Annotated in this window: 11 protein-coding genes and 1 tRNA gene; 4 read left to right on the forward strand and 8 right to left on the reverse strand. The window is 65.8% G+C overall.

The annotated features are described in order from the left end of the window. Window positions 1-124 precede the first annotated feature (124 nt). The 3 genes from ACFSM0_RS05005 (at window position 125) to ACFSM0_RS05015 (ending at window position 2,264) form a co-directional block, all read left to right on the forward strand. Complete coding sequence (locus ACFSM0_RS05005) at window positions 125-322, forward strand: hypothetical protein (RefSeq protein ID WP_377387957.1); 198 nt, start codon at window positions 125-127, stop codon at window positions 320-322. Continuing rightward, window positions 322-975, forward strand: coding sequence for a hypothetical protein (locus tag ACFSM0_RS05010; protein ID WP_377387959.1), 654 nt, complete (start codon window positions 322-324; stop codon window positions 973-975). The genes ACFSM0_RS05005 and ACFSM0_RS05010 overlap by 1 nt, the downstream gene beginning before the upstream one ends. A 173-nt stretch (window positions 976-1,148) precedes the next feature. Further along, on the forward strand, window positions 1,149-2,264 hold the full coding sequence (locus ACFSM0_RS05015; protein WP_377387961.1) for a tyrosine-type recombinase/integrase: 1,116 nt from the start codon (window positions 1,149-1,151) through the stop codon (window positions 2,262-2,264). A 14-nt stretch (window positions 2,265-2,278) separates the two neighbouring features. On the opposite strand, the gene ACFSM0_RS05020 is transcribed toward ACFSM0_RS05015, so the two are convergent. The 6 genes from ACFSM0_RS05020 to ACFSM0_RS05045 form a co-directional block, all read right to left on the reverse strand. Then, window positions 2,279-2,355 (reverse strand) — tRNA-Met (locus ACFSM0_RS05020). A gap of 13 nt (window positions 2,356-2,368) precedes the next feature. Further along, complete coding sequence (mnmH, locus tag ACFSM0_RS05025; protein ID WP_377387963.1) at window positions 2,369-3,463, reverse strand: tRNA 2-selenouridine(34) synthase MnmH; 1,095 nt, start codon at window positions 3,461-3,463, stop codon at window positions 2,369-2,371. Then, window positions 3,463-4,074 carry a L,D-transpeptidase gene (locus ACFSM0_RS05030; RefSeq protein WP_377387965.1) on the reverse strand — a complete coding sequence of 204 codons (612 nt, stop codon included), beginning with the start codon at window positions 4,072-4,074 and terminating at the stop codon, window positions 3,463-3,465. The genes mnmH and ACFSM0_RS05030 overlap by 1 nt, the downstream gene beginning before the upstream one ends. A 74-nt stretch (window positions 4,075-4,148) precedes the next feature. Then, a complete protein-coding gene (locus ACFSM0_RS05035; protein ID WP_377387967.1) occupies window positions 4,149-5,330 on the reverse strand; it encodes an APC family permease in 1,182 nt (393 codons plus the stop codon). Window positions 5,331-5,405: 75 nt separating this feature from the next. Next, complete coding sequence (locus ACFSM0_RS05040) at window positions 5,406-7,961, reverse strand: penicillin-binding protein 1A (RefSeq protein WP_377387969.1); 2,556 nt, start codon at window positions 7,959-7,961, stop codon at window positions 5,406-5,408. A gap of 104 nt (window positions 7,962-8,065) precedes the next feature. Continuing rightward, window positions 8,066-8,821, reverse strand: coding sequence for a cytochrome c biogenesis CcdA family protein (locus ACFSM0_RS05045; protein ID WP_377387971.1), 756 nt, complete (start codon window positions 8,819-8,821; stop codon window positions 8,066-8,068). Between the two features lie 92 nt (window positions 8,822-8,913). Here ACFSM0_RS05045 and ACFSM0_RS05050 point away from each other — a divergent pair, with 92 nt between their 5' ends. Then, window positions 8,914-9,168, forward strand: a complete 255-nt coding sequence (locus ACFSM0_RS05050; RefSeq protein WP_377387973.1) for a sulfurtransferase TusA family protein — start codon at window positions 8,914-8,916, stop codon at window positions 9,166-9,168. Window positions 9,169-9,271: 103 nt separating this feature from the next. Here ACFSM0_RS05050 and ACFSM0_RS05055 read toward each other — a convergent pair whose 3' ends face one another. Together ACFSM0_RS05055 and ACFSM0_RS05060 are read right to left on the reverse strand one after the other, a co-directional pair. Beyond that, a complete protein-coding gene (locus tag ACFSM0_RS05055; RefSeq protein WP_377387975.1) occupies window positions 9,272-12,100 on the reverse strand; it encodes an Rne/Rng family ribonuclease in 2,829 nt (942 codons plus the stop codon). Window positions 12,101-12,741: 641 nt separating this feature from the next. Then, a complete protein-coding gene (locus ACFSM0_RS05060) occupies window positions 12,742-14,070 on the reverse strand; it encodes a sigma-54-dependent transcriptional regulator (protein ID WP_377387977.1) in 1,329 nt (442 codons plus the stop codon).

Here is a 14,070-nt window from a genome sequence, read left to right on the forward strand (position 1 = left end):
GCGCCCGCGGCTGGCTGCAAGGCCACATCACGCGCAGCCTGCTGACCGGCCTCGCCGTGAAGCTCACGCCACTCGAAGGCCCGCCGCGCCCCGCATGGAACGACCTTACGACAGGAGCACCCCGATGAGCCCCCTGTGCCTCGCCCTTGGCCTCGCCACGCTCTGCGCCGCCGCTGCGGGCTTTCATCAAGCCTATGCAACGGCAACGGCGCGCGAGCTTGCCGATGAACCGGGCCGCAGCGCCCGCCTCGGCATCCTCATTCACGGCTCGGCAGGGCTTCTTGCCGCAGGGGCCGCACTGTTTCTGGAAGCGCTCGCGTGATGCGTGGGCTGATCGGCTGTGAGACGAGCGGAGTGATGCGCCGCGCCTTTGCCGCGCGCGGGCATGACATGTGGAGCGTAGATCTCCTGCCCGCCGAAGACGGCAGCAACCGCCACATCACCGGCGATGTGCGCGACTATCTGAGCGACGGATGGGACTTCCTCGCCGTCTGCCATCCGCCCTGCACTCGGTTGTGCAACAGCGGCGTGCGCTGGTTGCACACCCCGCCGCCCGGTCGGACGCAAGCCGAGATGTGGGCCGAGCTCGACGAAGGTGCAGCGCTATTCTCGGCATGCTGGCAAGCGCCGATCGCGCGCGTGGCGATCGAGAACCCGGTGATGCACAAACACGCTCGCGCGCGCCTGCCCGCGGATCTGCCGCGGCCCCAGATCGTGCAGCCGTGGTGGTTTGGCGAGCCCGCCTTCAAGGCGACCGGCTGGTATCTGCGCGGGCTGCCCGAGCTGGCGCCCACGAACAAGCTCACCCCGCCCAAGCCCGGCACCGCCGCGCACAAGACATGGAGCGCCGTGCATCGCGCTCCGCCCGGCCCGGAGCGCTGGCGGTTCCGCTCGCGCACCTTCCAGGGCATCGCCGAGGCATGCGCCGTGCAATGGGGCGGCCATGTCGAGCAGCAGGAGACCTGTTATGGGTAAGCGTCAGACCTTCACTCAGGCCGCAGTAACGCGGGCCGTCAAAGGTGCCAGAGCTGCTGGCATCGAACCCACTCGCGTTGAAATCGCGCCAGATGGTCGAATCGTTCTCACGCTTCTCGACACGCCTCAAGTTGCCGATTCCGTGGTAGAGGATTGGTTCGCCAAGGCTCACAATGCGTGTTGAACTGAAGGGCCTACATCGGGTCCGCCGGAAACTTGCGGATGGGACTTGGCGCGTTTACCATTACGCTTGGCGCGGCGGCCCGAAAATTGAGGCCGAGCCCGGCACGCCTGAATTCCTTGCAGAATGGCACCGCCTGAGCAAAGGCCGCGACGATCCCGATGCACGCTTCAAGGGCACTTTACAGTTGGTGATCAACCAATATCAACGCACTCCCGAATTCTCCGCGCTGGCCGAAAGCACGCGCAAGGATTACGTGCGCCGCATCGCAAAGCGCATCGAGCCGAAATTCGGAAAGATGCCGCTGCGCGCTGTCGAGGATGACCGAGCACGCGCGCACTTCCTCGAATGGCGCGACAAGCTCGCCGAGGAAAGCGGGCCACGCGAGGCTGACTATTGCTTTGCGGTGCTTGCGCGCATCGTCTCCTGGGCACATCATCGGCGGATCATCAGCAAGAACCAGTGCGAGCGCCCCGGCAGACTGCACAGCGGCTCACGCGCTGAAATCATATGGACCGAGGCGGAGATCGAGGCGCTGCTCGCTGCCGCCTCGCCACAAGTAGCCCTGCCTTTCGCTATCGCACTTGAAACGGGCCAGAGGCAATCAGACGTGCTGCACATGACTTGGGCGCAGTACGATGGCGCCGCGATCCGCCTGCGACAGAGCAAGACTGGCAAGCGGCTTGTCGTGCCACTTACCGCGGCCCTGCGCACTCGGCTAGATGCCCTGCGCCGTGACGCACCGGTGATCTGCCTCAACAGCCGCGGCAAGCCCTGGACGGCAGACGGCTTCAAGAGTTCTTTTGCCGAGGCGAAAGCCCGAGCAGTTGCGGCGGGTGCGGAGCGGATCCGCAAGCTCACCTTTCACGACACGCGCGGCACAGCCGTGGTCAATCTCGCTATCGCGGGCTGTACGGTCCCCGAGATCGCGAGCATCACCGGGCACGCCCTTAAGGATGCCGAAGCGATCCTCGATGCGCATTATCTCGGACGCGACCGGCGGCTTGGAGAATCGGCGATCGAGAAGCTCGAAGAGCACTCCAAGCGAAAGCATCCTGTAAACCGTTCTGTAAACGCAGCCCCGAAGAGGGATGGATCAGCGATGTAAGGGATTGTTTTTATTGGTGGCGAGGGGGGGACTCGAACCCCCGACCCCGTGATTATGAGTCACGTGCTCTAACCTGCTGAGCTACCTAGCCACTGGCGGCGTGACTAAGCGATGCCGCGCGGGGCGTCAAGAGTGAAATCGGCAAAATCTCCGCCCCGGATCAGCGCCTCGGCGGCCGTGATGACTTGCGCCGCGCAGGAAGCGACGGTCTCCGGCGCGAGGCTCTCGACGGCGAGCGTGGCACTGCGATGTGTCGCGCGGGCGCGATGTTTTTCGTAGCGGGGGTCGTAATGTTCCGCCATCAAGGCCGCGGCCAAGGCCTCGAATGCCCCCTGCCCCGCAAGACCGTGCCAGTGCTGGATCCGCTCGGCGGAATGATAGGGGCGCAGCCGATCAATCAACCGCGCCAGCAGGAGCGGATCGGCACAGATATCGCCATAGGCGCGCGCCAGATAGCGGGCGCGTTCCGCCAGCGGTACGACGAGGCGCAACCGCGGCGCGGCGGAGATCGCACGCCAGAGCCCCTTGGGCAGGGTCAGCGCGCCCAGCGTGGCGCTTTCCGCCTCGATCAGCACCGGGCGCGCGGGATCAAGCCGGGCCAGCGCCTCGGCCAGACGGCTCTCGAAGCCGGTTTGCGCGGGCTGCCCGCCCGGCATCGCGCCAAAGATGGAGCCACGATGGTTGGCAAGCCCCTCAAGGTCGATCACCTGCGCCCCCTGCGCGGCAGCCACGCGCAGGATCTCGGTCTTGGCGGCACCGGTATTGCCATCAAGGAGCACGACGGGAGAGACGGGCGGCGCGGCGAGCGCAGAGATCACCACCTGCCGCCAGGCCTTGTAGCCGCCCTCGACCACCTCGGCCCGCCAGCCGATCTGGCGCAGGATCGTGGCGAAAGAGCCCGAGCGCTGCCCGCCGCGCCAGCAATACACGAGCGGGCGCCAGCCGCCCGGCATCTCTGCCAAAGCCCCCTCCAGATGGGCGGCGGCGTTGCGCGCCACCAGCGCCGCGCCGACCTTGCGCGCCTCGAACGGCGCCACCTGCTTGTAGATCGTGCCGACCCGGGCGCGCTCTTCATCATCGAGCACCGGCAGGTTGATCGCACCGGGCAGATGATCGCGCACAAATTCGGACGGGGAGCGCACGTCGATCACGGTATCGAAGCCGTGATCGAGCGCCGCTCCCAGCGAGAGGAGTTGCATCAGTAAACCGTCACCGGTGTGCCGATCGGCACGGTATCGTAAAGCGCGATCACATGGTCATTGACCATGCGCAGGCAGCCGTTGGACACGGCATGCCCAATCGAGGACGGCTCCACCGTGCCATGGATGCGGATCGCGGTGTCGTGGCCGTTCTGGAAGAGATACATCGCGCGCGCACCAAGCGGGTTGCGCGGGCCGCCGGGCATGCCGGTTTCGGCATAGCGGGCGTAATGGCTCGGCGAGCGTTCGACCATCTCGGGCGTCGGCTTCCAGCTCGGCCATTCGACCTTGCGCGCCACCACCGCCTGGCCGCGGAATTTCAGCTCCGCCTTGCCCACCGCCACGCCATAGCGCATCGCCTTGCCCGGCGCGGTGATGTGATAGAGGAAGAACTTGTCGGAAACGACGATGATCGAGCCCACTGCAAGCTCGGGCTTCACATCGACCTCGGTCGGGTAATATTGCGGCGCAATCGGCCACCGCGGCGCCTGCGGCGCCACTTCGGGGCTCGCGGCAGGATCAGCGGCGGGGGCGGGGCTTGCGAAACTGGCCAGCGGCGCGCCAAGAAGCGGCAGCGCAGCGAGGCCGGTAAGAAGGCGACGACGGTCCATGCAGGTCTCCGGTACTATTGGGGTGAGGCTAGCAAAGCCCCGCCAAGGGCTCAACGCAAAAGCGCGGCATCCCCTCATCCGCCCTCGGCGGGGGTGCCAAAAACGGCAATGACGATGCCGAGACAGGCAAGGGCCGCAAATCCGAGGCGGCGGGCGCCCTTGGTTTCAAGCGCGGCAAGCAGCGATTGCGCGGCGTAATAGGCGGCAAAGGCGCGCGAGGCATAGGCAATGATGGCAAAGAGATCGACAGCCCAGGTGAGCGCGATCCCTGCCGCCACAAGGGCGAGATAGGCCGGGCGCGCAGGCAGATGGCCGCGGCTGAGTTCGGCGGTCAGCCCCCCTGCCCCGGAGGTATCGGCCACGGCGGCGGAGAGCTGCGCGGCGAGTGCGGCGGCCACCAGCATGCCCGGCAAAACGGGCGAGACCACGCGCATCATGTCGATGATCGCGGTTTCGCTCAGCGCATGGCTGCCCGGCGCGAAGACATAGGCCAGAAGCACGATATAGGCGAGATAGATCGCCGTGGAGAGGCCTTGCGCGCGCTTCATTGCCACGATGCGGGTGGGCGCGTCATAGCTGCCCCCCAGATAGCGCGCGGTTTCAAAGCCCTGCACCGTCACAATAAGCCCAAAACCCAGCGTCAGCGCCTGCCACGCTCCGAGGTTCGGCGCGGCAAAGACCAGGGCGTCTGCCGATGCCCGCACGGCGAAATAGCCCGCAAGGCCAAGGATCAGCCCGGCGATGATCGCAAGCTTGAGCGAGACGGAGGCATATTCGAGCCGCTCAAGCGCCTTGAAGCCCCCCGAAAAGCCCGCGAGGCCAATGGCGATCAGCATCACCGTGGTGACGATACGGGCGGCAAAGGCCCCGTGCCACGGCGTGAGCGCCACGGCGAAAGCGCCAAAAAGATTGAGGTAATAGGCAACCGAGATCACATAGGCAAAGGCAAGCACCGCCTGCGCGAGCGCCTCGATCCGGCGCCGGGCCGGGCTGGCAGGGTGCGCCTCCGCGCCAATATTGACCCGCACCGCCGCCCCGAAGGCCCAGGCGACAAGGCACAGCAGCGCCATGGCAAGGGGGGCAAAGCCGCCATATTCGCTCTGCAAGATCGGGCCGAGCACCAGAAAGCCCGACCCGATGATCGAGGCAAGGGGCGTGATCATGGCGCGCCAGCGGGGCCGGCTGCGCAGGCCCGGCCAGAACATCAGGCCGAAAACGGCGGCGGCAAGCAGGAAGATGGCGCTATCGAGAAACATCACGAGATCCGGGCGAGAGTCGCGCGCACCCTAACAAGATGCCCCACCGGACAAAAGCCGAAGCGGCGGCCTGTCTCAGTAAAGCCCCCCGGCAGAGAGCGTGCCGAAATCGGCTTTTTTCGGGATCACGCGCGTCTGCCCGGTCGAGGTGGTGACGGTGGTGTTGTCATCTGTCTCGCCTTGGGCGAAGAGCGGCAGATCCGCCCCCATCGCAAAGCCGCCATCGACGATCATGCCAAAGCCGCGCATTTCCTGATCTTCGCGCATATATTCGGCCTGCACATAATCCCCGCTCACGCCGTCGGGCAGCTTTTCGCCGGTGAAGCGGTTGTAGTTCTGCCAATAGCCCCCCGGCGGAACACGGAATTTCGTGCCGCCGTAATCCTTCACCGCTTCTTGCATGAAGGTGTTGAACACCGGCACGCAAAGCGTGCCGCCATAGGCGCCCGGACCAAGGCCGCGCGGCTGGTCAAAGCCCATGTAGCAGGAGGCGACGATATTGGAGGTGAAGCCGGTGAACCACACGTCCTTGGCGTCGTTCGTGGTCCCGGTCTTGCCCGCCACGGGCACGGGCAGATGCACGCCGGTGCCGGTGCCGCGCTTCACCCCGCCTTCCATCAGCGAGATCATCTGATAGGCGGTGATCGCGTTGATCACCTGCTCGCTGTCCTTGCGGATGCGCGGGCCAAGACCGGCGGGCAGGCCCGGCTCACCGCAATCGACGCAGGTGCCTTGATCGTGACGATAGATCGTGCGGCCCCAGCGGTCCTGAACCCGGTCAACCAGCGTCGGCTCGACCCGCTGGCCGCCATTGGCGAGGATCGCATAGGCCGAGATCAGCCGATACATCGTCGTTTCCTGTGCGCCGAGCGCATTGGCAAGATAGGGGCCGAGATTGTCATAGACACCAAAGCGGCGCGCATAGCTCGCCACGGTGTCCATGCCGATCTCCTGCGCGATCCGCACCGTCATCAGGTTCCGCGATTGCTCGAGCCCGGTGCGCAGGGGCGTCGGGCCGTAATATTTGTTCGAAGAGTTCTTGGGCCGCCAAAGCCCTTGCGGCGTGTTCACCTCGATCGGCGCGTCGACCACAATCGTCTCGGGCGCGAAGCCGGAATCAAGCGCGGCGGCATAAACGATCGGCTTGAAGTTGGAGCCGGGCTGGCGCATCGCCTGCGTGGTGCGGTTGAACACCGAAGACTGGTAGGAGAAGCCGCCCTGCATCGCCAGCACGCGGCCGGTGTGCACATCCATCGCCATGAAGGCGCCCTCAACCTGCGGCACCTGCCGCAGCGACCAGCGCACAAAGGAACCGTCGCTGTCCTTGGTGATGGCGCGCACGAGCACCACATCGCCCACATCCACGAGGTCGGAGGCGCGTTTCGCGCGCGGCCCGAGTTTGCCATCCTTGCCGCGCTTGCGCGCCCAGGTGACATCTTCGGCCGCAATCCAATGGCCGTCCTCGTCCTCATCCACCCCTTCGATGCCGATCCGCGCCGAGGTGCCGGAAATTTCGAGCACCACCGCCGGATGCCAGCCCTCAACGTCGCGCGGGGCCTTGTCGGTGGGAACGGCGGCCAGAGCGGCGCGCCAAGAGGTCTCGTCCTTGAGCTGATCGGCGGGGATCACCGCCTTGGTGCCGCGCCAGATGCCTTGGCCGCGGTCATATTTTTCAAGCGCTTCCTGCAGCGCCTTGGCCGCCTGCGCCTGCAGCTTGGGGTCGACGGTCGCGCGGATCGTCAGACCGCCGCCAAAGAACTCCTCCTGCCCGAAGCTTTTGGAAAGCTGGCGGCGGATCTCGTCGGTGAAATAGTCGCGCGGCGGCAGCGCCTCACGGAACGGCGGGTAATCGCCGCGCTGCACGGTCTTGAGCTCTTTTGCCTGTTCGGCCTCAAGCGTGGCCTGGTCGATATGGCCATCCTCAAACATCCGCCGCAGCACATAGTTGCGCCGCAGCCGCGCCTCTTCGTAGTTGCGCACCGGATGAAGCTCGGCGGGTTTTTTCGGCAGCGCCGCCAGATAGGCCGCCTCGCCGACAGTGAGCTGGCTCAGCGTCTTGTTGAAATAGGTCTGCGCCGCCGCCGCCACGCCATAGGAGTTCTGCCCCAGGAAGATCTCGTTGAGGTAAAGCTCAAGGATGCGGTCCTTGGAGAGCGCCTCCTCCACCCGCGCGGCGAGGATCAACTCCTTGATCTTGCGCTCTGCCGAGCGCGAGCCATCCAGCAGGAAGTTCTTCATCACCTGCTGGGTGATGGTGGAGGCGCCGCGCACATCCTTGCCGCCGGATTTGACCGCGGCATAGGCGGCCGCCAGAATGCCGCGCGCGTCATACCCCTTGTGGATATAGAAGTTCTGGTCCTCGGCAGAGACAAAGGCCTCTTTCACCACATCGGGAATATCGGCGATCGGCACGAAGATCCGCCGCTCCTCGGCAAATTCGTCGATCAGGCGCCCCTCGCCGGAATAGATCCGGCTGATGGTCTTGGGCGTATATTGCGCGAGTTGCTCGTGGCTGGGCAGATTGCGCCCATACATCCAGAAGATCGCCCCCACCGTCAGCGCGGCAAAGAAGATCGCGGTGACGACCCAGGAGAAGAGACCCCCGAGCGTAGAGAGGACGAAGCGGATCAAAAGGCACTCCCATGGGGCAAGTGGCCCCGGTTGACGCCCTATAGCGCGGGCCGGGGGGCGGGTCAAAACAAGTTCCAGTCAGGCGCGGCCCCGCGCCCGGCCGATCAGCCGAATTCGGCCAGCGCCGGAAAGGTGTCGAGGATCCAGAAGGAGAAATCCGAAAGCGCGCCCGTCAGCATGAACAGCCCGACGGTCCAGAGCAACAGGCCCGAGATCTTCTCGATCCGGCCCATGTTGCGGCGCATGAAGGCCATGGCCCCCCCGAGGCTTGGAAAAAAGGCCGCCACGATCAGAAACGGCAGGCCAAGCCCGGCCGCATAAACGGCCAGCAAGGCCATGCCGCGCCCGATCCCGCCGTCCATCATCGCCAGCGAGGCGATGGTGCCCAGAACCGGGCCAAGGCAGGGGGTCCAGCCAAAGGCAAAGGCAAGGCCGAGGAGATAGGCGCCAAAGGCCGAGCCGCCACGGTCGCCGGTGTCGAGCCGCAGCTCGCGGTCGAGAAAGCCGATTCGGTAGATGCCAAGGAAATGCGCGCCGAAGATCATCACAACGATCCCCGCCACTTTCCCCAGCGCATCGCGCGCCCCGCCCATCGCCTGACCGAGCGCCGAGGCGCCCAGCCCGATGATCAGGAACACGGTCGAGAGGCCGAGCACGAAAAAGAGCGCCGCCATCAACACCCGACCGCGTGCCGAGGCTTTGCCCGCGCCCATCTCGCTCACCGTCACGCCGCCCATATAGGCCAGATAGGGCGGCACGATCGGCAGCACGCAGGGGCTCAGAAACGAGATCACCCCCGCCACGAATGCGGCGAAGGCGGCGGGCAGGAAGGCTGCATCGATGATGTCGATCCCGAACATGCGGTTTTCCTAGCAGGCCGGGGCCGATGCGTCATCCGACAAAAGCTCACATTGCCGTGGACAGGCCGCGCCCGCGGCGCTAGGGCGGGCCCATGACCGACACGCCCGCCCTCACCCTCGATCTGCGCGGCCTGCTTTGCCCGCTGCCCGTGTTGCGCCTGCGCAAGGCGCTGCTCGCCCTGCCCGAGGGGGCGGAGGTGGAGATGCGCGCAACCGACCGCGCAAGCTGGATCGACGTGCCGCATTTTTGCGCCCATGCCGGGCATCGGCTTGTGAGCGCCGAAGAGATCGAGGGCGTGCTTCTCTACCGCATCGCCCGCGGCCCGGACCGCGGCGCGCAGGACTGAGCGCACAAGACTGAGCGCGCCAGACTGAGCGCGTAGGGCGCCGCCGCCCCCCAAACGAAAACGCCGGGCCCAGGGCCCGGCGCTCTCTTATTCTCAGATCGCCTCAGCGACCGCCTGCCGACCACCAGCCGCGCTTTTTCGGCTTTTGATCTTCCTCGGCGGCGGGGCTCGCATCGGCCTCGGCCGCGGCATCAGCCGCGCTGTCTTCGACCGCAACCTCCGCCGTCGGCTCGACTTGCGCCACCGGTTCGGCAACGGCGGCCGCATCCGGCACCTCAGCCTCGGGCGCCTCGACCACCGGCGCCTCGCCCTCGGGCGCTTCGTCTACGGGAGCCGCGACCACCGGGGCCTCGACCGGGGCGCTCTCTTCCGCCACGACAGCCGCCGGCTCTTCCGCAACGGGCTCCACCTTCTTGCGCGAGCGCGAGCGCGGCTTTTTGGGCGCGGCTTCCGCGGCCTCTTCACCTTCGGCCGGTTTCTTCTTCGCCCGCGAGCGGGTTTTCTTCGGCGCCGGTTGCACCTCTGCATCGGCCTCTGCCGCCACTTCCGCGACCGGGGCTTCAGCCTCCGCACTCAGCTCCGGCAGATCAACCGCCGCAAGCTCAGCCGCCGCCGCTGCCCGCGCCGCATCCTCTGCGGCGTCGTCGTCGGAAAGCTCGTCGCCCTCCTCTTCGTCGCCCTCGTCGCCGTCACCTGCCTCGGACGCATCGGTCCCGCCGGCACCGGTTTTCTTGCGCCGCCGCCGACGACGTTTCTTTTTCTTCGGCGTTTCCTCGGCATCGGCTTCGACCCCGGCCTCGCTCGCGCTGGCCTCCTCGAGCTCGTCCTCGTCCTCCTCGACGATCTCTTCCTCGTCGATCTCCGCCATCAGTTCCGCCGTCGCATGCACTGCGGCACTCATCGGATCGGGCACGATCCGGGTTGCGGTCTTGAACTTCTCGATCGAGAAATCCGGGCTCACAAGGGTCGGATCGGCCTCGAGCCGCACCGCCATGCCATAGCGCGCCTCGATCGAGGCGATATGCTCACGCTTGGCGTTCATCAGGTAGTTCGCCACCGCGACCGGGCATTTCACCAGCACTTCGCGCGAACGCTTGCGCGTGCCCTCTTCCTCGATGGCGCGCAAAACCTGCAGCGCGAGGCTGTCATCGGAGCGGATCAGCCCGGTGCCGTGGCAATGCGGGCAGGGCTGCGTGGTCGATTCGAGCATGCCCGGGCGCAGCCGCTGCCGGCTCATCTCCATCAGGCCAAAGCCCGAGATCCGGCCCACCTGAATCCGCGCACGGTCGGTTTTCAGCTTCTCTTTCAGGCGCTTCTCGACGGCGGAGTTGTTCTTGCGCTCCTCCATGTCGATGAAGTCGATGACGATCAGGCCCGCCAAGTCGCGCAGGCGCAGCTGACGCGAGATTTCCTCCGCCGCTTCAAGGTTGGTCTTGAGCGCCGTGTCCTCGATCGAGCCTTCCTTGGTGGCGCGCCCGGAGTTCACGTCGATCGCGACCAGCGCCTCGGTGACGCCGATCACGATGTAGCCACCCGATTTGAGCTGCACCACCGGGTTGAACATCGAGGCGAGATAGCTCTCGACCTGGAACCGCGCGAAGAGCGGCAGTTGCTCGGCGTAATGGCGCACGTTCTTGGCGTGGGACGGCATGATCATCTTCATGAAGTCCTTGGCCACGCGGTAGCCGCGCTCGCCCTCGACCAGCACCTCGTCGATGTCTTTCGAATAGAGGTCGCGGATCGAGCGCTTGATCAGGTCGCCCTCTTCATAGATCGGAGCGGGGGCGATGGATTTCAGCGTCAGCTCGCGGATCTGTTCCCAGAGCCGCATCAGATATTCATAGTCGCGGCGGATCTCGGTGCGGGTGCGCTGGCTGCCCGCGGTGCGGATGATCAGCCCGGCGCCTTGCGGCACCTCCATCTCGGAGGCGATTTCCTTCAGCTTCTTGCGGTCGGCGGCATTGGTGATCTTGCGCGAGATGCCACCGCCCCGGGCGGTGTTGGGCATGAGCACGCAGTAGCGGCCCGCAAGCGACAGGTAGGTGGTGAGCGCCGCGCCCTTGTTGCCGCGTTCTTCCTTGACCACCTGCACCAGCATGATCTGGCGCACCTTGATCACTTCCTGGATCTTGTAGCGGCGCGCGCGCGGGCGGCGGGGCGCCCGGATCTCTTCTTGCACATCCTCATCCGCAACCGATTCAATCTCGTCATCCGCCGGATGGGCGTGATGATCGTGATCGGAGGTCTCGCCGGGCTCCTCGCCTTCGTCCTCGTCCCCCTCGGCCTCGTCCTGTGCGTCTTCCGCAGCTTCGGCGCGCTCCGCTTCGGGCTCAGACGCGGCGTCGGCATCGGCGAGCGGTTCCGCATCGCCCGCATCCGCAGCCTCGACCGGCAGCGCTTCGGACTCGGGCGCCCCCTGCGCAACGGCAACCGCTTCGGTCACCGCCACCGGATCGGCCTCGGCCTCGCCGTCCTCGGCGGCCATCTCAATCACCGCCATGCCCGGAATATCTTCCGACCGCATCACCGGATCGGCGTCATTCGCCTTCTCGGCCCGCGCGGCAGAATTGCCGTTCGAGGGTTTCGAACGCGAGCGCGAGCGGCGCGAGCGCGGCCGGTTCTCTTCGGCTTCCTCGGCTTCGGCGGCCAGGCGTTCCTCTTCCAGAAGCGCCTGACGGTCCGCCATCGGGATCTGGTAATAATCCGGGTGGATCTCGGCAAACGCGAGGAACCCGTGGCGGTTGCCGCCGTAATCGACAAACGCCGCCTGGAGCGAAGGCTCCACCCGCGTCACTTTTGCCAGATAGATGTTCCCGGCGAGCTGCCGTTTGTTGATGGTTTCAAAGTCGAACTCTTCGACCTTGTTGCCGTCCACCACCACAACGCGGGTCTCTTCCGCGTGGGTGGCATCGATGAGCATTTTCTTTGCCATTAATCCTGGTTCCCCACGCCCTCGCCCGCCTTGGCCCCGACCGGGATCGGACGGCACAGACAGACAGCGCATGGTTTGTCGTTGAGGCGGGAGCGTCAGAAACCAAAAGGACGGCGGCGGCCATTGTCGGCCCGCCCGTCATCACCCTTTTCATTCCGGCGCGCTCCATCGCGGTTCTTTCCTGACGCCCGGCACGCCGCGCGTCGATTGTAAGACCCTCACGGTTTTCAGAACCTGAGGGCATGAAGGCGGTCTTGCGACCAATCGGATGACCCAAGGCCTGCTTCGCACACGCGAAGAACATCGGCCCGGAAATCAGCGAATTCCGTGGGCGGAACAGAGTCCCGCCGACACTGCGAGTGTAGCAACTCGCGGGGCGTGAATACAATCGCTTTTTCGTCAAGAAAGGGTTAATGAAATCTTGCCCCCTCAAGGCACGCGGCGGCCTGGTCCGGGCCGCGCTGGGGGGCTGTCTGCCCCCCTCTGGGCCTGCGGCCCATTCACCCCCCGAGGATATTTGCGCAAAGTCGAAGGCAAATGCGGTTCATGCCTTCGACTTTGTGCAAATATCCCGGGGGGAGTCCGCTTGCGGACGGGGGGCAGCGCCCCCTCCCCCCCCTGCCTGAGGTATCCCCCCTGGCTCAGGTATAATCGCCGCGGCTGAGCCCGTATTTCGCCATCTTCTCGTTCAATGTGCGCCGCGGCAGGCAAAGTTCCTCCATCACCGCGGCGATCGAGCCCTTGTGGCGGCGCATCGTATTGTCGATCAGCATCTTCTCGAAGCTCTCGACATATTCCTTGAGCGGTTTGCCCTCGGTGGTCATCGCCGTGCCGAGATCATCGCTTTCGGCCATCAGGAGCGAGGCGATCGAGCCCTGCCCCCGCCGGGCCTGCAACACGGCGCGCTCGGCGACATTGATCAACTGGCGCACATTGCCCGGCCAGGGCGCCTGCAAAAGCTGCGCGGCCTCCTGCGCGCTGACCTGAGGCGCGTCGCAGCCGTAGTCATCGGCGAATTGCTCCGCCATCCGGGTGAACAGCGTGAGCACATCCTCGCCGCGCGCGCGCAGCGGCGGCAGGGTGAGTTTATGCGCGGCCAGACGGAAATAGAGATCGGGGCGCAAGAGGTCTTCCAGCATCCGCCCCTCGCCATGGGCATTGCAGATCGCCACGATCCGCGTTTCCGCAGGTGTGCCCTGCTCGTTCAAAAGCGTCAGCAGCCGCGCCTGCAACCCGCAAGACAGCGCCTCGATATCTTCCAGAACGAGCGTGCCGCCGCGCGCCTCTTCGACAAGCGGCAACCCGCCGCCCTCCGCCACCGGGCCAAAGAGCCGCTCGGCCAAAGCCTCCTCGGTGAAGGCCGCGCAGGAGACGGTGACGAATTTCTTGCCCGCCCGCGTGCCCGCCGCATGGAGCGCATGCGCAACGAGCGTTTTGCCGGTGCCGGTCTCACCGTCGATCAGCACATGCCCGTCCGATTGCGCGATATCGAGCACATCCTCGCGCAGCCGCTCCATCTGGGGCGAGGTGCCGATGAGCTTGCCCATCACCGCCGTGCCCTCGCCCAGATCGCGGCGCAAGGCCCGCGCATCAAGCGTCATCCGCCGCGCCTGGGTGGCGCGTTTGGCGAGTTCCGTCATGCGGTCCGGGTTGAACGGCTTTTCCATGAAATCCATGGCCCCGAGCCGCATCGCCTCAACCGCCATCGGCACATCGCCGTGCCCCGTGATCATGATCACCGGCAACCCGCTGTCGAGCCCCATCAGCCGCTTGAGAAAGGCCATCCCGTCCATTCCCGGCATGCGGATATCGGAGATCACCACGCCCGGCCAATCCGGGCCGATCACCTTGAGCGCATCCTCGGCACAGGCGAAAGTCTCGGTGTCGAAGCCCGAGAGCGCCAGCCATTGCCCGATCGACTGCCGGATGTCTTCCTCGTCGTCGACAATCGCCACTTTCATCATCCGCAT

The sequence above is a fragment of the Rhodobacter lacus genome, assembly GCF_042683065.1.
In the GTDB taxonomy this organism is placed as follows: Bacteria; Pseudomonadota; Alphaproteobacteria; order Rhodobacterales; family Rhodobacteraceae; genus Rhodobacter; species Rhodobacter lacus.